The sequence below is a fragment of the Vibrio sp. DNB22_10_4 genome (assembly GCF_052879755.1).
In genome coordinates, this window is sequence record NZ_JBNNXW010000001.1 from 1 (window position 1) to 17783 (window position 17783).

A 17783-nucleotide genomic window follows, 5' to 3' on the forward strand; every position below is an offset into this window, starting at 1 on the left:
GTTGTTGTCTTCGTCTGTGCTCAAGGTCGAGGCAATCGTAATGCTTGGCTCATCATTGACGCTGGAGACGGTGACGTTGACGGTTTTGTCTACTGTGTAGCCGTTACCATCGGTCAGTATAATGGTGAAGCTGTCACTGCCGTTGTAGTTGGCGGTTGGCGTGTAGACGATGTCCGTGCCGTTAATAACTATCTGACCATGACTCGGTGCGGATTTCTCCGTTGCTGTCACCGTATCGCCATCCACATCGCTAAAGTTGAAGCTCAACGTTTTGTTGTTGTCTTCGTCTGTGCTCAAGGTCGAGGCAATCGTAATGCTTGGCTCATCATTGACGCTGGAGACGGTGACGTTGATGGTTTTGTCTACTGTGTAGCCATTACCATCGGTCAGTGTAATGGTGAAGCTATCACTGCCGTTGTAGTTGCCTGTTGGCGTATAGACGATGTCCGTACCACTGATGGCTATTTGACCATGACTTGGCGCCGATTTCTCGGTCGCCGTGACTGTATCGCCATCCACATCGCTAAAGTTAAAGCTCAACGTTTGATTGTTATCTTCGTCTGTGGTCAAGGTCGACGCAATTGTAATGCTCGGCTCATCATTGACGCTGGAGACGGTGACGTTGATGGTTTTGTCTACTGTGTAGCCGTTGCCATCGGTCAGTGTAATGGTGAAGCTGTCACTGCCGTTGTAGTTGTCGGTTGGCGTGTAGACGATGTCCGTGCCATTAATGGCTATTTGACCATGACTTGGTGCCGATTTCTCTGTCGCCGTGACCGTATCGCCATCCACATCGCTAAAGTTAAAGCTCAACGTTTGGTTGTTGTCTTCGTCTGTGGTCAAGGTCGACGCAATTGTAATGCTCGGCTCATCATTGACGCTGGAGACGGTGACGTTGATGGTTTTGTCTACTGTGTAGCCGTTGCCATCGGTCAGTGTAATGGTGAAGCTGTCACTGCCGTTGTAGTTGGCGTTTGGCGTATAGACGATGTCCGTGCCACTGATGTCTATTTGACCATGACTTGGCGCCGATTTCTCTGTCGCAGTCACGGTATCGCCATCCGCATCGCTAAAGTTGAAACTCAACGTTTGGTTGTTGTCTTCATCTGTAGTCAAGGTCGAGGCGATCGTAATGCTCGGCTCATCATTGACGCTGGAGACGGTGACGGTGATGGTTTTGTCTACCGTATAGCCATTGCCGTCGGTCAAAGTAATGGTGAAGCTGTCACTGCCGTTGTAGTTGGCGGTTGGCGTATAAACGATGTCCGTGCCGTTAATAACTATCTGACCATGACTCGGTGCGGATTTCTCCGTTGCTGTCACCGTATCGCCATCCACATCGCTAAAGTTAAAGCTCAACGTTTGGTTGTTATCTTCGTCTGTGGTCAAGGTCGACGCAATTGTAATGCTCGGCTCATCATTGACGCTGGAGACGGTGACGTTGATGGTTTTGTCCACCGTGTAGCCGTTACCATCGGTCAAAGTGATGGTGAAGCTGTCACTGCCGTTGTAGTTAGCGGTTGGCGTATAGACAATGTCAGTGCCACTGATCGCTACCTCACCATGACTTGGCGCCGATTTCTCGGTCGCCGTGACTGTATCGCCATCCACATCGCTAAAGTTAAAGCTCAACGTTTGGTTGTTGTCTTCGTCTGTGGTCAAGGTCGACGCTATCGTAATGCTTGGCTCATCATTGACGCTGGAGACGGTGACGTTAATGGTTTTGTCTACTGTGTAGCCGTTACCATCGGTCAAGGTAATGGTGAAGCTATCACTACCGTTGTAATTCGCCGTTGGGGTGTAGACGATGTCCGTACCACTGATGGCTATCTCACCATGACTTGGCGCCGATTTCTCTGTTGCCGTGACCGTATCGCCATCCACATCGCTAAAGTTGAAACTCAACGTTTGGTTGTTGTCTTCGTCTGTGGTCAAGGTCGAGGCAATCGTAATGCTTGGCTCATCATTGACGCTGGAGACGGTGACGGTGATGGTTTTATCTACTGTGTAGCCGTTACCATCGGTCAGTGTAATGGTGAAGCTATCACTGCCGTTGTAGTTGCCTGTTGGCGTATAGACGATGTCCGTACCACTGATGGCTATTTGACCATGACTTGGTGCAGATTTCTCGGTCGCCGTGACCGTATCGCCATCCACATCGCTAAAGTTAAAGCTCAACGTTTGGTTGTTATCTTCGTCTGTGGTCAAGGTCGACGCAATTGTAATGCTCGGCTCATCATTGACGCTGGAGACGGTGACGTTGATGGTTTTGTCCACCGTGTAGCCGTTACCATCGGTCAAAGTGATGGTGAAGCTGTCACTGCCGTTGTAGTTAGCGGTTGGCGTATAGACAATGTCAGTGCCACTGATCGCTACCTCACCATGACTTGGCGCCGATTTCTCGGTCGCCGTGACTGTATCGCCATCCACATCGCTAAAGTTAAAGCTCAACGTTTGGTTGTTGTCTTCGTCAGTCGACAACTGATTACCAATGGTAATAGACGGGTCATCGTTAACACCCACTATTGGCAAGGTAGACGTTAGACTTAAAGACGAATTGCTATTTAGGTTGCTTCCATCACTGCCGCCGCTATCCACTAGATTCGTGATGGATATAGTACGGGAGCCTGTGACGATATTTTCAGCCGTATTCTTATAGGCGATCCCATCGATAAGTGTTTGGTAGTTAGACGCGGTATCCTGCTTGGACACACTGACAGAAAATACGCCGCTAGAAACCACAGAAACTTGATAAGCAAAACTGTTTGCAGATGAGGTGCCGCTGACTCCATCAACTAAACTCACATCTGTTCCATCAACGACTAAATACTCTCCTCCACTATTAGTGACGCCACTTACCTGCCAAGTGATTGATTCTATTAACTGTGACGCTTCTACCGTATCGACTGCAGCAGAAGAGAAAATGCTCACTGACGAGCCATTTTCTGTAAATATTGGGTTGAGAGCAGAAGCGTTTAGTGCTGGCGCATCATCAACAGCACTAACGGATACCGTAGAAGCGATAGTGAGGGTATCGTTAAGGTTATCGTTGCCGCCACTATCCAATCCATTGTCCGACACTTGGGTTAAGGTTACTACTCGATTGCCTTCGGTAGGATCGTCACCTTTATGAAGGTAGCCGACGCTATTGAGTAATTGCTCTGTTGATTGAGCAGTAGCTCCAATATTGGATAACGTAACAGTTGCAACATTGCCTGAAACAGATACCGAATAATCGATAGCGAAAAGCGTGCTCGTCGTTCCCGTGGTACCTTGAACTAACGTAATTTCCGTTTCATCGACAACTAATACTTCTTGATTGCCATCTTGTAGGCCACTTATCGTCAATGTCGCACCTGCAATGCTTTGCGAGCTCTCCACTGCATCCACAGAGGCAGAGGAGTATACGTTGCTAGCCGTCGCTCCTTCGATATAAGTAGGACTCACTCCATTCGCGCTCACCACAGGTTCATCATCAATACCACCAACCGAAACCGTTGAAGATATTGCGGTGGTGCCTACCGTATTTGCTGACCCAGTTTCACTAATACTGGCAATGGTAACAACACGGCTGCTTGCCGTTGTTGGATCATCACTGTCATTTTGATAGCTTATCGCATCGATAACTGACTGCATCTGAGCTTCTGTTAATGTGCCACCCGTTAGTGTCACTGTTGCTGTTGTACTTAAAACCGACACGGCATAGCTAAAGTTTGATGTACTGCCAGACTGCCCCGCTGTTAAAGTAATGGAAGTTCCATCGATAGTGAGCTTCTCATTCGTCGCATCCGCCACATTCGTCACGGTAATCATTAAACCCGCTAACGTTTGGCTCGCCTCGACAGTGCTTACCGCAGCACTAGAGAACAGCACCGCAGCCGCCCCACCCTCTACAAAGGTTGGAGAACTGCCTGTGGCTGAGAGTGTTGGCACATCGTTGACCGCGGTGATTGACGCTGTTACTTGAACGGCACTGCTGTTCTCTATTCCGTCATTGAACACAAAGCTCAACGACACAGTGCTAGCAGGATCATCGTTCGTATTCTCGTACGTTATATTCTGAAGCACAGAGTTAACAACGGCCGTTGTCGCGTTCGAATTGAAAGTAAGCGTTAATGTACCCGCACTATTGGTGGTAACCGTACCAACCACAGTGCCATTGTAAGTAACATTTCCCGACTCAACCAAAGCACTCAAAGAACCATTACTTCCATAAACATCACCACTTTGTGCACCACCAGCGCGAACAATCGTGATACTAGCCCCATCGTAGTTACCTTGAGCACTGTTTAGGGCATCCAGCTCCGTATCTGACACCGTAACGTCACTATCAATAACGACCGCGCTACCCCCCTCAGAAAACAGCGGTGTCGCATCAAGCCCTGCTATGACAGGCTGATCATTTTGGTTAATGGTTACCGTTTGACTGGCAACAGACCCAATCGTCGCTGCCCCTGTGGCCACAGAGTTCATACCAATGATAATGATTTCACCGTCATCGTCACTGGCGTCACTATTACTGGTCACGGTAAAGGTATTTGTAGCGTCACCTGTGGCAATCGTGATTTGATTCGACCCGTCAAGACCACTAACTGAGTAATCACTCGCTGATACCGCCGTTCCTGACAGCGCCATTTCCACAGTAATATTCTCATCTGCGCTGTACGCATTGCCATTACCATCAATCAAAGCCACGGTATAGGTTGTTGAACCACTGTTCTCCGCTATATTTGAGTCCGCTACCGTTAATTTGAGTTCTGGCTGTACCGCAAAGTTATACGTGATGTAATCACTAATTCCTGCAAACACATTGCCGGATGGATCTTGTAACGTCGTAGAATCGATGGTTACTGCGTAGCGATTACCTAAAGAAAAATCTGAAGATGGACTAATGGTTAGCTTGTCCCCACTTAACGTCGCCGCTCCTGAAGAAGAGCCAGTCGCCGCCGTAGTCGAGCTCGCGGTATAGGTTTCAAGTACAGCACCATTAGTCAGGTCATAGATTGCGAACGTTTTTCCGCTGACCAGCTCGACGTTTTCGCTAAAGTCCAATACCAGGTTACTGTTTGAAGCTATGCCAAAGGCATTATCTGTAGGAACAGAATCCGCACTTGAGAAGGTAGGAGGCGTTTTGTCCAACGTGAGAGACAGTGAATTATCCGTATTCTCGTTACCCACAGCATCTGTCGCGGTAACAGTGATGGCAAACGTGCCCTCTTGCATATTTCCTCCCGCATCAAGTGCTGGAGTTTGGAAACTATAGGTATCGTCGTTGTTGTCCGTTAACGCTTGAGTCGTACTAAAATCGCTGTCTAATACGGATAAATTTGCGGTAACGTTGAGCCCTGTTTCACCAAGGTCAACGGTAATAGTTACCGTTTCTCCTGCCTTATAGTTGCTATCACTCGAATCCGACACCGATAAAAATGAAGGTGCGCCATTGTCGAGGGTATAAGACTCAGCTGTGCCAGTTGGCATGGTTGAAGAGAGACTATTACCGCTGCTGTCTTGTAAACTGTTGCCAGCAGCAAGACTTAAAGCGACACCACCACTATAACCGGCAAGGTCACCTCCTGAGACAGTGACGTCCACAGAAGAACCAGAAGTTGCCGAAACAGAGGTTACCGAAGCTGTGGTGCCCGATACCTCAAAATCGCCCGTGGTAATGGTCGATACCGATTTGGAGAAACTGACCGTCCAAACCAATGTATCACTGTTTGTATCGGCAACACTTGGCGTCTTGCGAACAATCGTCGATACGTCAGGCGCTATCCTGTCAACGGTATGTGCTGTGCCACCGGTGTATGCGGCGACATAACCATTGGTGCCATTCCCATTGCCATCATCATCGGTAATATTGGCCGAACCCTTGAGATCTAACCTAAGCGTGCCCTGTCCCGATATGCTATTTACAGTCACATCAATAGCAGAGCCCGAAGATGAAGAGACTGCGTTGATGGAGCCGCTGGCAGAGTCGGTGCTTGTTAAAATAAAGTCATCGATTGATACATCATTAGCACTTTCGTCAAAGATCACTGAAAACTGTATGGAATCAGCGCTGGGAGACGGGCTATTCTTGGGTGTAATTGAAGTTACATTGGGGGCAACCATATCTACTGTGTGGGTCGTACCACCGGTGTATGCGGCGACATAACCATTGGTGCCATTACCATTGTTATCATCATCGGTAATATTGGTTGAACCCTTGAGATCTAACCTAAGCGTGCCCTGTCCCGATATGTTATTTACTGTCACATCAATGGTGGATCCCGAAGATGAAGATACCGATGCAACGGAGCCGCTGGCTGATCCTGTGCCTGTTAACTCAAAGTCGTCTTTATCTACACCATTAACACTTTCGTCAAAGATCACTTCAAACTGTATGGAATCAGCGCTGGGAGACGGGCTATTCTTGAGGGTAATTGAGTTAACAACAGGGGGCGTGGTATCACTTGCTGAAGCAGGAACACAATATTGCGTACCAGATTGATTGCCAACGCCCGTCCATGAGCAAGCACCTCCACCTCCCGTTGTGCCAGAGTCGATACAAGAACGCGAATAAGTCCAACTACAGCCTCCGCCCGACACGAAATTCACCCCCATCGCTTTCCCCACAACCACCATACTGCCAGGCATCACCTCAGAGCTTTGTTTGGATAACGACACATCCCCCACGACACGCTCACTACGGGTCATTTTGTTCAACGCGCGTCGACTCTGCTTGATATCATTAATGAACTGACCAATGCCATGCTTAGCATCACTACTTGAACTGTTGTTGAGCTGACCGGGCTTGGCGTTCGTACCACCAAACGCGTTGAATACCGTTGTAGAATCTGGATTAGCCTCTGTGGATTGAATCCATACGTTTTGAGGACGTTGCTTACTACTCGTCAGGTTACGCTTGGCGCTACTTCTATGACTTGATACGGCGCATCCATTCAGCCCACCCAGCATCAGCGCCGCTGGCACCAGCACTTTTTTCGCAATTTTTGATGTTTTGATAACGTTGTCGTCTCGTTCATTCTTGTCGTTTTTCATTGAGCCCATTCCATAGATTCTAGTTATCAATCACACACAAGTAGCAACCCTTTGTAGTGCAATAAGTTTCAATAAACTATAGTAGTAGGTAATTCATAGAACACACCGAAAATGTTTTTATACTGCATCGCATATCATAAAAAAATTAGGAAAGCGCTTTGATACGAATATGGATTGTTCTGCTGTTACTCGTGATATCAACAGCTGTGAAATCTCAGTCGTGTTTTGAAACCACAGGCCTTATAAAAACCAACGATGGGAAGGTTGTCGCAGCCCTAAAAACAAGCTGGGGTGGTATGGTGCCGCTTGCCCACTTCAGCTCCATTGAAGCGCTCTTTGGCGAGTTTGTGGCATGCATCAACCATAAGTTTATTATCACTACCGAAAATAGGTCGATGGCGTCGCTAGAGCAATCCGTTTCGGAAATATTCAGTGCCTCAGACCAGTACGCTCTGACACACCTTTATCATGCCGAAACGTTTGATTTATGGGTTGTGTCTTTCCCAAACCTCAAGCCAGAGAGCAAGCGTTGGATATTGAACTACAAAAAACTACAGCAAGTGTTTGCCCCGCAAAATGTCGTCCCAGATATCGCATTTATTGAGAAGTTAAGTTCTGAAAGCGAAGAGTCACTGGCGGAGCGCAATTCAACCTCTAGACGTCCTTTAAGTCACTATTTCAGTAAGCTTTGGAAAAGCAGTAAAGGGGAAGGCGTTGCGGTTGCCGTTATCGACGATGGCTTTAACCTAGCCCATCCGAGTCTAAGGCCACAACGCCAACCACAGCGGCAACAAATAACGTCACAAAAGTCATCAAACGAGCGTCATCACGGAACGCTGGTGGCAACCAGTTTGTTCTCTTTACACCAAGCACCGTTTCAATTTGGAATAGCACCGAACGCTCAGTTTGTGCCAATTCCACTTGGCCAAACCTATACCAGTGATCTGATTGAGCTGTTCGCCGCCGCCAAGTCCAATCACGTAGATATCATCAATCTAAGTTGGGCTTTACCGCTGATCACACAGCCGCTAACAGCGGTAATCGAGGATCTCTCCATTCATGGCAGGCAAAACAAAGGGGTCATTATTGTCGCGGCTGCTGGCAATACGTTACCCGAGTTTAAAGGGGTGCTATCACTGGCAGGCATTGAATCTATTATTGTTGTCAACGGTATAAGAACAAGAAACAGTAAGCCAATGATGGCTTACGGCGATTATATCGACATAGGTGCCCCTTCATCATTTCTCACTAACCACCCAGTCAATGTGAACTCAACATTCAAATTCAGCGGGTCGTCCGCTGCTACTGTGTTCGTCAGCGGGCTAGCAGCATTGGCTTTAGCGCGCTGCCCATCACTGACCAATGATGAATTCCAAACTCATTTATATAAAACGGCTGCTAAAGTCGATCCTGCCTATCAACAACATGTCGGTGCTGGTGAAGTTGATATACAGCGATTTTGGCAACGGCTCGAATATCATTGCAAAGCATAGAACACACCATTTAAATTCAATACATTGGAATCTATTACATGGAAGAAAACCTATTACCGGCGGATGCACACGAAGAGAAGGAAGAGACTCCGAGTATTGCTGACTTTAGCTGTGAATCGAGTGAGTCCTTTGGCTACTTGCTCTCTAAACTCGGCCTCACTCTCATGCTGACATCTTATCAGGCGAACCGCCTGATACTCATTAACGCTGATGACGATGAGCTGTATATCAGTGTTAAGGCTTTTCCTAGACCGATGGGACTTGCCGTTGACAAGCAAAGAATCGTACTCGGTGTTCACTCACAAGTGTTTGACTTTCAGCGCTGTGACGCTGTTGCCTCTTCACTGGAACCAATGGGACTGGTTAAACACTGCTTTTCCCCCAGTAGCAGTCACTTTACAGGCATGATTAATATTCATGATATCGCTTGGGGCGATGACGGGCTTTGGGCTGTCAACTCCAACTTTTCATGTCTATGCCTGATTCAAAGCGGCAATAGTTTTGTTCCTAAATGGAAACCTTGGTTTATCAGTGAGCTGGTTCCTGAAGATCGCTGCCACTTAAATGGGATGGCATTAAGAGATGGTGCACCTGCCTACGTGACATGCTTCAACGATAGCAATGAAAATAAAAACTGGAGAAACAGAGTCGCGCATCGAGGGCTGCTTATTGATGTTAATCACAACGAAATACTCGCTGACGAACTCTATATGCCTCACAGTCCCCGATACTATCGGGATAAGCTCTATTTTTGTAATTCCGGTTACGGACAGCTATGTAGCTATGATTTTACATCGGGACAAGTAGTCGTAGAGCTTGAACTGCCTGGTTTTACTCGCGGCATAGGGTTTCATCAAAACCTGATGTTTGTCGGACTCAGTCAATCAAGAGAATCCAAGAATAACCAGCCTCCCCCAATCGCTGAAAGTGAGACCTATTGTGGGATCTACGTTATTGATCTTGATGACATGGAAATTGTTGCTAACCTTCATTTCTCTGGCGACATGGTTCAAATCTATGATGTTGCCGTCATCGACTTACCTTTTACCGAGGTACTCCAAGTCGATGAAGAGATGGTTTCAAGGGTGTTCAACTTCCCTGCGATGTAACCACTAGATTCAGTTCCTGGTAGGGTAGTTACCGCTAAGACATATTGAAAAATTGAGCGCTAGCGTGGGTTGTGTGACTGAAAAATCTTGGCCAGCTCCCGCAGAACCGATAGCCGTTGACCCCATGCTTAGCTCTCCCTCAATATCAGGTGTATCAATATATGACAATGTCGAGGTTCCCCTAGGCAACACTAGTGTCTTGCTGCTGTCAGGCGAGTCATCGGTCTTGTCTGCTGTAGTCATACCCGCCATCAGTTTATGATTGTGAGGAGGTAAATTGGATACGTTTAGAATTTGTGAGTCAGTACCGTTTTGCTCACCTAATCGATAATCCGAAAGACCCGGCCCCCGACCATAATGAATAGGGCTGCGCATACGTAGATCTGGCAAACCCATTGAGGTCCTGGCATCACCGCCATAAATATCTCCAATTACACTGAACAACTCTACGTTCTGACTAATCGGTACCATTTGACCTCGACATAGCGACCAAAACCTAGGGGCAAAATCAAAAGAAAATATCGTTATCTGTCCTGTAAAGGCATTCATTATTTAGCTCCTAGTTTCTTGATGGGTAAATACCCTGAATCGCTATTAAGAAATTCAGTGCCACCGTTGGTTGAGAAATTGAAAAGCGGTCACCATCCCCAACATTCCCAATACTATTGGCATTCATGTTATTGGTGCCAGTTAGCTGGTTTGAAAATTGCGTTAGCTTTCCGACTAGATTATTGGCGGGGGCATTGGTTGTCGGATCACTATTTTGAACATTAAAAGAGTGATTATGGCTTGGCGTGCTCGCCTGATTCAGAGCCAGAGTTTGAACACCGAACATTTGTCCCTGTATACGAGGAGTTAACCCTGGCCCTTGTCCTTGGTTAACCTGAACTCTGCCTCTTAACTCTGGTAAACCAAAGCTGACTCTTCCATCCCCGCCATAAGCTGTTCCGAGCAAACTAAAGAGTGATTCATTCTGTGAAATACCAATTAAGTTCCCATTGCACATGGAATAATTGACCATGGCAAAGTTGCCGCCAAAGGCAATCACTTCTCCCTGAAATGACGTCGCCATAAAACCTCCTTAATATAACTTGTACAAGTATCTAGTTGCGAGAAGGGAACAATCCATCAATCGCAATAATAAAACGCATCACGGCTGTTGGTTGGACAATAGAAAATGACTGTCCTGCTCCATAGCTCGTAACGGAACTCGAATCCAAACTCACCTGTTTGTCAGTACTTGTCGAATACAACCCCTCTCCTGTCGTAGACTGACTGACAGCAAACATATTGCTTTCCTGTCTCCGAACGGGAGATTTTTCGTCTGCTGTCTCTACACTCGCATGGAGCGTATGACGATGAGGTGGCAAATGACCTTGATTCAGAGTCACTTGTTCAACACCTTGAATGACGCCAACATTTGCTACAACTTCAATGCCTGTTCTTCCAAATGCTGTAATTTTCTCCCTCTGCCCAAATCCAACAGGAGCTCGCCCCCTCAAATCTGGCAACTGAAAGTTCGAAACTCCATTACCACCAAATTTGTCCCCAACCAGCGCGAACAATGAAGCATTTTGCGAAATTTCAAGCTCAGCCCCCCCGCAGTCAGACCAGTTTTGGGGCGCAAAGCTAAACGCCACTTGTCGAATTTCCCCTAAAAAATAATCACTCATATTACTTTCCTTATCGTCCATTAGACCGATGGTTCATTGCGAATTCTAGACACACAAATTTGGTATTGATCGATTGCATTGGGTGAAATATAAAGCGTTTCACTACCAAACTTGGGATGTTGAAATATGTAGTTATCCGCTGGGCAATGCTCCTCTGCCACACCATCCAAATCGACATTAAACGAATCAAAACGTTTACCATGTGACTGACCACGCTCGACATTAACGACAGTCAACTCAGTCAAAACCGCATGACCATCAGCACTTAATACCTGTACTTTTTCGCCAATAATCGTCTTTAGTACCGTGAACTCAAATTTACTTTTCATCCGCCACCTCCTTTATTGTGATAACGATGAACTCCACTCAAAAATCGGCTTTCTGCCACTGGGATACCACCTCATTTCTTCATAAGGAGGTCGATTGCCTTCGACGACAAACCCTAATGATTGATATAAGCGCTTTGCCATTACGTTGCTTTGTAATACACAAAGGCTCATAGGCACGCCAGATTGAGCAGCGGCTTGCTGCAACGATTGCAGTACAGCTTTTCCAAAGCCAAGACCTCTAGCTTTGGGGATAAATGCTAGGTCGATAAGGTGTGCTTCATTGTGACCAAAATCGACGGTTGCCTTGCCAATTAGCTCATGGTGCTTCTCCACGACAAAGTACATTGCATTTGGAAACTGCTCCCCATACCCTTTTCGCTGGGCATGAAGCTGCATTTCTACAATCGACTCGATAAAGTCTTGCTCACCGTCTATCCACTGCAAATCAGTACGTTGAGCGTGATGAAGCCTTTCCAAAAAGGGCGCATCACTTTGTTTTGCAGGCCTAACCCTCAGCCCTTCAGGAATATTGACTCCTATCATTTTGTTGCTCTCCATATTTTCTTGATAAGTACCCTTTCATAACCTCTCTAACGAGAAATCATTTTGGTTAGCTCTGCGGTAGCTTCGCAGTCAACAACCAAATTGATTCGCTCGTCAGAACCATCATTGAGCACCTCATGTAACTCGTTAGCGTCGATGTACCAGAGCTGTCCCAATTCCATCGGCACACGCCGGTTGGCCACCTGAAAAGTGACATCACTTGAAAAAATAATCGGAAGATGTAAGCGAGCATAGCCATGCTCAAGGGAGAGGCCTTTATCTCGATGCGGTAAGATGCGCGAACCAGGGTGTAATCTCATTAAACGAACTGAATGAATCGGTGCACATAATGCGTCCAGTAGCGCTTTGGTCGCCACTAAGTCGTTCAAACAGTCAAGATTCTGCCAATCCTGGCAGTTCTCAATAGCGAAACTTTGCAACACTTCGTGGCTATTGGTGTGTATTCGAGGGACACGTAAAGGCAATACATCCCAGCAACCGTTGTAAGCCTTATTGTTGACATGTTGAGTCCAATTTAAGCACTGTAGAGAGAGGCATTCTTGTATTACTTGTTCAGCGTTATAACCAACGCATACGGGAGAAAACAGAACTTTATCCATCATACAGTCTCCCCAGATGACCATTAGCAAGCATAGTGTCAGGTATTTACAGACAGCCAATAAACGAGTTCAATTAAAACTAGTTGCACATCACTGAATGTCGAGTCCGATCAATGAACTTGTGACAGCACTCTGGATCTGTGAACTATTCTGATCATTTGACTAGAATTTGTTGGTTTCTGTTCTACGGAATAGCAGCGTCAAGAAATGACCCTACCCACGTTTGAGTGAGTACGCTTATCTATAGAGTGCAAAAGGGACACAGATGGATCGAGTTCTACTCGTTTTCAGACAATAACCAACGTTCAAACTCATTAAACTCTGGCTTGAAATGACAAATATAATAGAGCGCATCTTGATATCTTTTGCCGAAGTGCGACAACATATCCATCTCAAGCGATAGCTCCTTTTCTGTTGTTATGCGATCATGACGACCTTCACCAACAAGCCTTGTTTTGTGCCAAAATCGTTTGACTCCAGGGAGCTCAATGCTTCCTAGCTCTTCGGTACTAGGTATGTGTTCAACCATTGTTTCGATAGGAAAAGTAAACTCAAACTTGGGTAGTGCATTGAATAGATAGTGAAAGTGAACTAGCCCGCCTGGCTCTAGCTTCAAACCACTATAGCTAACGGGTGTGTTGAGACTACATTGGTGCTGAGACAGTTGGTGGCTGCCAAATACATGAATATCTGTGAAAAAAGAGATTGTTTGATAGTCAAAACTTGAGAGTGGGTTCGGCAGAGTAATGTGACCTTGTAAGCATGAGAAATCACCGTCAGCAATTTCACCTGCCGTTTTCTTATTCAAACAAAAGAAATCCCCCAGTGATTGAACTTGCTTTTTACTACTCTCAAATGGCATCAATTTTGCCGATAAAACAATGCTTTGTGGAACAAGAACTCCATCATTAGAGAGAAACTGCTGTAAATGCGCGAATATTGCTACTTGCGGTTCTTTGCCAAGTAGCGCAGTCATAGTTTCGGAAAGGATGAGATCAAATTTAACATTTTCACTAGGATGCCACTTGGTCGCATCACACTTTTCAATTGCCGCTATCTGATCTTCGACCTCTAGCTCTCGCACGATTTTCTCGATAGAGTCGATATTTTCTTGGTGTATATCGATTAGCCATACACGTATGGGCGCTTGAGGAAAAAGAGTGAGTAAAGGTAATAGTAAGCACCCATATGGACCTGTACCGGCATAAACAATGTTAATTGACTTTTTAACCTTCACCATTTCGGACAGACAAGCATAAAGCCCCTTGATGAAGACTTGAGTTCTAAGCGTTTCTTTTAAACACTTCGCCGCTAGAATAGGGGAGATAGCGACACCTGAACCTAAGTCTGCATTACACCAATCATTGATATCCTCATCCGCAGAAACACCACCCACCTCTGCAAATACCTTTGCGAGTTCCTTAGTGATTCCATGGTTGTTTCCCATGTCGTTGTCTCGATTAAGTAATAGTCGAGTATTGGCGATAATATTGGCTTTTGCTGTTAGCGGGCGAACGGCTTGGGGAGAAGTCACTGTTTTCACCTATTGGCATCAATCAAATACCTAATAACATATAGTTGCATATCAGCAAATTTCAAAGTCAATCCGCTCTAGAAAACAGCTCGCAGCGTTCTAGGCACTTTTTTCGATGACCAGATAAGTATGCAACTCTGGATGCTGATCAAACTCTAAATGACGAATGATACAGCCCAGCTCCATAAACAATTTTAAGAATCCATTTGTCCCTAAAGAAGAGTAGTAAACCTCAGGCCCCATAAAATCATCGGTATGCTCGCCAGCCTCGTTAGTACCACCGAATGAAAAGATAAACACGCCACCAGCATTCAGACTATCTACGATTTTGGTCAACACTGGAACTTGTTGCTCCAAAGGGATATGCCAAATGCTATCCCAAGCGGTAATAAAATCGTACTTGGAAGGCAGCTTACCTTCGCATATGTCTTGGTAATGAAAAGTCGCATCCGGATGACGTTCTTTGGCAAGCGCGATCATCTTGGTCGAGATATCTAGACCTTCTGGTACGAATCCATTTTCCTCAAGTAAATCGATAAATCGCCCGGTACAACCACAGCCAATATCCAATGCACGACCTTTTGCCTTAGCAAAATCAAGAGCGCGCTTGTGGGCTGAAATACCATTCTCGCGATTGAAGCCCTCGCTTTGCCACATATGAGTGATCGTATCGTAAGCCTGTCCTATCTGACGTGGTTTCATTCCTAACTATCCTTCTTTTTCGTTCGATGTCGTTCTTCAAAATAGTTGACCGACCCATTCAAATTACTCCTATTCATTGCTGGCTATCGCCCGCCTAAACTAAACCTCAACGACACAGAGTAAGCAGCTCGAAAGTCGAAAACATAAAGAATTAGAAGCAAGGGAGACTCACTATGATCACTGTCAGACATTCACAAGACCGAGGTCGAGCCGATTTTGGCTGGCTAGATAGCAAGCATAGCTTTTCATTTGGCAGCTACTATGACCCTGAGTATATGGGTTTCTCTGCCTTGCGTGTGATTAACGATGATGTTGTGCAAGCCAGCGCAGGTTTCGACACACATGGTCACCGTGATATGGAAATCATCAGTTATGTGCTTGAGGGAACCATTGAGCACAAAGATAGCGAAGGTAACGTGCAAACGCTACCGGCAGGAGAGTTCCAATTGATGTCGGCGGGAAGCGGTATCTATCATAGTGAATACAACGGCTCAAACTCAGAGACATTACGCTTTTTACAAATATGGATACAGCCGAATGAGTTTGGTAAAAAGCCGGGTTATCAGCAGAAAGATTTCGGACAAGAGAGTGGATTAACTCCAATTGCCACACCAAATGGCCGTGCGGGAAGCTTGCACATAAAACAAAACGCTGAGCTTCATCAGCTCATTTTGGAACCTAACTCTTCGCTCAAGTATGAGATAAAGCCTGGCCGTAAGCTTTATATACACCAAGTAAAAGGGAAGCTTCAGGTCAGCGGAACGCGACTTGGCGAGGGCGATGGCGCAAGCATTGAGTCGCAAGACTTCGTTGAATTTAAAAACGAACACCAAACGCCGGCTACTGCTTTGGTATTCGACCTACCGTAATTCACAAATAAAGCGCTACATGATCGACAAGCTTGCCATCATAACGACTGTAGCGCTCTTATCACACGCTCAAAGCCCGCTTCCATTTCACGCATCACAATGCGTACATTATGAAAAGCATCGAAGCCGATAATAGCTTCCACTTCTTTGGGGTGATAGCTTGCTATCAGAACCCCAAGTATAACGACTAGGTAAGCGATAAGTTTACTCAATTGATATCCTTAACTTTTTATGGGCATCCTGCCCTTTCGCTAACATAATTAGCAGTCTAAAAGTTAAGTAGAAAAAGTCCAATGTTTCTGAGTTCCGACTCAATAAGAGAGTAAAGACCGTCAACCAGTATCGCTTTGGTTAACTGGTCAGAACATTGAAAAGATGAGGTAGCAAACAACCCAATTAGGCGGGCTGCTTGCTTTTGCTTAAAGCTCAGTCGTTCGTGTTGGTAAAAACACTTCTCCCAGCATACATCGCACGCTGCCACCGCCAATACTTTCTATGGTAGAAACATCAAATGGCAGTAATTTCCCATGTGTTGCAAGTTGTTGCTTTTGAGCGGGAGTAAAGGCATCAAATGCCGATTTCGACATCGCGATCACTTTGCCGCCATTCACCGTCTCCAGCTGTAAAATGTTGCCACAAAAGTGATTCACCTGATCTAAACTGATATCAATCACTTGCTTACTATTTGCGAGTGACTTGATAACAAAGCGACGTTCATATTCAGGGATCACTTCTGAGCAAATAACCGAAAAATGTTCCCCTATCGCCATCATGACGTTGGTATGGTAGATCGGGTGACCCGAAGGCAAAGCGGTCTGGAATGAGACCACACGGTGATAACCAATTCGCTTGGCATAATCTTCCAACGCTTCGCGCTCACACCGCTGCGATAATGCGGCATAAATGGTCTTATTGATGTGATCTTTGACCATCACACCAGTACTTTCCAAAAATGCCCCTTGCTCCACGTAGCTCAGCAAATTGTCAGTGGCAACCACATGACGCCCTGCGGCATTGAGGCTATCAATCAAGGCTTGTGGGCGTACTTCTCTCTGGCGGTTTTTACATGCCATCGGAAAGGTGTAAAACGCCCCATCATGGGTGGTACTAAACCAGTTATTGGGAAATACGGCGTCTGGCGTTTCTTCACCATCTAGCGGGTTATCAAACTCGATAACCTGCACACCGGATTTACGCAGGCCAGCAACCATTGCCTTAAACTCCGCCATCGCTTTGGCTTTGACAGCTCTGGCGTCAAGAGCAACTTGGTGCTGAAATTCATTATCGGCCGCAGTTTCTGCATTAAAACCGAACTCTTTTGGCGGCACCATCACCACACAATTGGCATTTTGAATCGAACGGCCGACACGAGCAGAAATCGTCGTCTCGACAGATGCAGTCATTCCATGATTCATAAGCATCCCACTTCACTAGTTATCGCTTGAAAGTCATCGTTGTTAGCAACGTATTGTTGTTTTGTTTGTTATCTTGCTTAGGTTCTTAAATTGTAAATAGTGTGTTAAATATTAATTTACTGAATGCAGGATTTAATCACAGATTAAACCGTAAAATTGACTGATTGATGACAGTAATTCAGTAAGTTTTCCTGCACAAAAACTACGCAACAATGAAAAAATTGCACCATTTTGTGGATTATTATTCCGACAGTTCAATAAAATCACGGGGTTATGTATGGCAGCAGTTGTGAGTATTGGTTAAAAGCTATACACTTACTAAGTCTGATTCATCAGATCTCTTGCACACGTTCTATCCCGCGAAACGGAACATTCGCCATGTAAAATCAAAATCATAACTCTGACTCGCAAGTATCCTCCGCGTAGTTGCAAACCAACTCGTTAACCGCTACTTG

Annotated in this window: 14 protein-coding genes; 3 read left to right on the forward strand and 11 right to left on the reverse strand. The window is 45.8% G+C overall.

The window, feature by feature from the left end:
* Window positions 1-7041, reverse strand: a 7041-nt coding sequence (locus tag ACVA6Q_RS00005) for a tandem-95 repeat protein (protein WP_446646008.1), incomplete at its 3' end; no start/stop codon positions are given.
* A gap of 158 nt (window positions 7042-7199) precedes the next feature.
* Between ACVA6Q_RS00005 and ACVA6Q_RS00010 the strand changes: the two genes are divergently transcribed.
* Window positions 7200-8534: a S8 family peptidase gene (locus ACVA6Q_RS00010; RefSeq protein WP_446646009.1), complete on the forward strand. Its 1335-nt coding sequence runs from the start codon at window positions 7200-7202 to the stop codon at window positions 8532-8534.
* Window positions 8535-8572: 38 nt separating this feature from the next.
* Complete coding sequence (locus ACVA6Q_RS00015) at window positions 8573-9643, forward strand: TIGR03032 family protein (protein WP_446646010.1); 1071 nt, start codon at window positions 8573-8575, stop codon at window positions 9641-9643.
* A gap of 9 nt (window positions 9644-9652) precedes the next feature.
* Here ACVA6Q_RS00015 and ACVA6Q_RS00020 read toward each other — a convergent pair whose 3' ends face one another.
* The 8 genes from ACVA6Q_RS00020 to ACVA6Q_RS00055 form a co-directional block, all read right to left on the reverse strand.
* Window positions 9653-10192 (reverse strand): phage tail protein, encoded by a 540-nt coding sequence (locus tag ACVA6Q_RS00020; protein WP_446646011.1) that lies wholly within the window; start codon window positions 10190-10192, stop codon window positions 9653-9655.
* A gap of 10 nt (window positions 10193-10202) precedes the next feature.
* The gene (locus tag ACVA6Q_RS00025) at window positions 10203-10715 is read right to left on the reverse strand and encodes a phage tail protein (RefSeq protein WP_446646012.1); all 513 of its coding nucleotides are present in this window, start codon (window positions 10713-10715) and stop codon (window positions 10203-10205) included.
* A 31-nt stretch (window positions 10716-10746) separates the two neighbouring features.
* A complete protein-coding gene (locus ACVA6Q_RS00030; RefSeq protein ID WP_446646013.1) occupies window positions 10747-11316 on the reverse strand; it encodes a phage tail protein in 570 nt (189 codons plus the stop codon).
* Between the two features lie 20 nt (window positions 11317-11336).
* Window positions 11337-11645, reverse strand: coding sequence for a DUF6916 family protein (locus ACVA6Q_RS00035; protein ID WP_446646014.1), 309 nt, complete (start codon window positions 11643-11645; stop codon window positions 11337-11339).
* Window positions 11646-11657: 12 nt separating this feature from the next.
* Entirely contained in the window at window positions 11658-12188 is a 531-nt protein-coding gene (locus ACVA6Q_RS00040) for a GNAT family N-acetyltransferase (protein ID WP_446646015.1), read from the reverse strand.
* A gap of 47 nt (window positions 12189-12235) precedes the next feature.
* Window positions 12236-12811, reverse strand: coding sequence for an aspartyl/asparaginyl beta-hydroxylase domain-containing protein (locus tag ACVA6Q_RS00045; protein ID WP_446646016.1), 576 nt, complete (start codon window positions 12809-12811; stop codon window positions 12236-12238).
* Window positions 12812-13085: 274 nt separating this feature from the next.
* Window positions 13086-14342: a hypothetical protein gene (locus ACVA6Q_RS00050; RefSeq protein WP_446646017.1), complete on the reverse strand. Its 1257-nt coding sequence runs from the start codon at window positions 14340-14342 to the stop codon at window positions 13086-13088.
* Window positions 14343-14441: 99 nt separating this feature from the next.
* Window positions 14442-15044, reverse strand: a complete 603-nt coding sequence (locus ACVA6Q_RS00055) for a class I SAM-dependent methyltransferase (RefSeq protein WP_446646018.1) — start codon at window positions 15042-15044, stop codon at window positions 14442-14444.
* 173 nt (window positions 15045-15217) lie between these two features.
* On the opposite strand from ACVA6Q_RS00055, the gene ACVA6Q_RS00060 reads away from it, so the two are divergent.
* Entirely contained in the window at window positions 15218-15913 is a 696-nt protein-coding gene (locus ACVA6Q_RS00060; RefSeq protein ID WP_446646019.1) for a pirin family protein, read from the forward strand.
* Between the two features lie 38 nt (window positions 15914-15951).
* On the opposite strand, the gene ACVA6Q_RS00065 is transcribed toward ACVA6Q_RS00060, so the two are convergent.
* A complete protein-coding gene (locus ACVA6Q_RS00065; RefSeq protein ID WP_446646020.1) occupies window positions 15952-16125 on the reverse strand; it encodes a hypothetical protein in 174 nt (57 codons plus the stop codon).
* Between the two features lie 207 nt (window positions 16126-16332).
* A complete protein-coding gene (locus ACVA6Q_RS00070) occupies window positions 16333-17316 on the reverse strand; it encodes an arginine deiminase-related protein (RefSeq protein WP_446646021.1) in 984 nt (327 codons plus the stop codon).
* Window positions 17317-17783 lie beyond the last annotated feature (467 nt).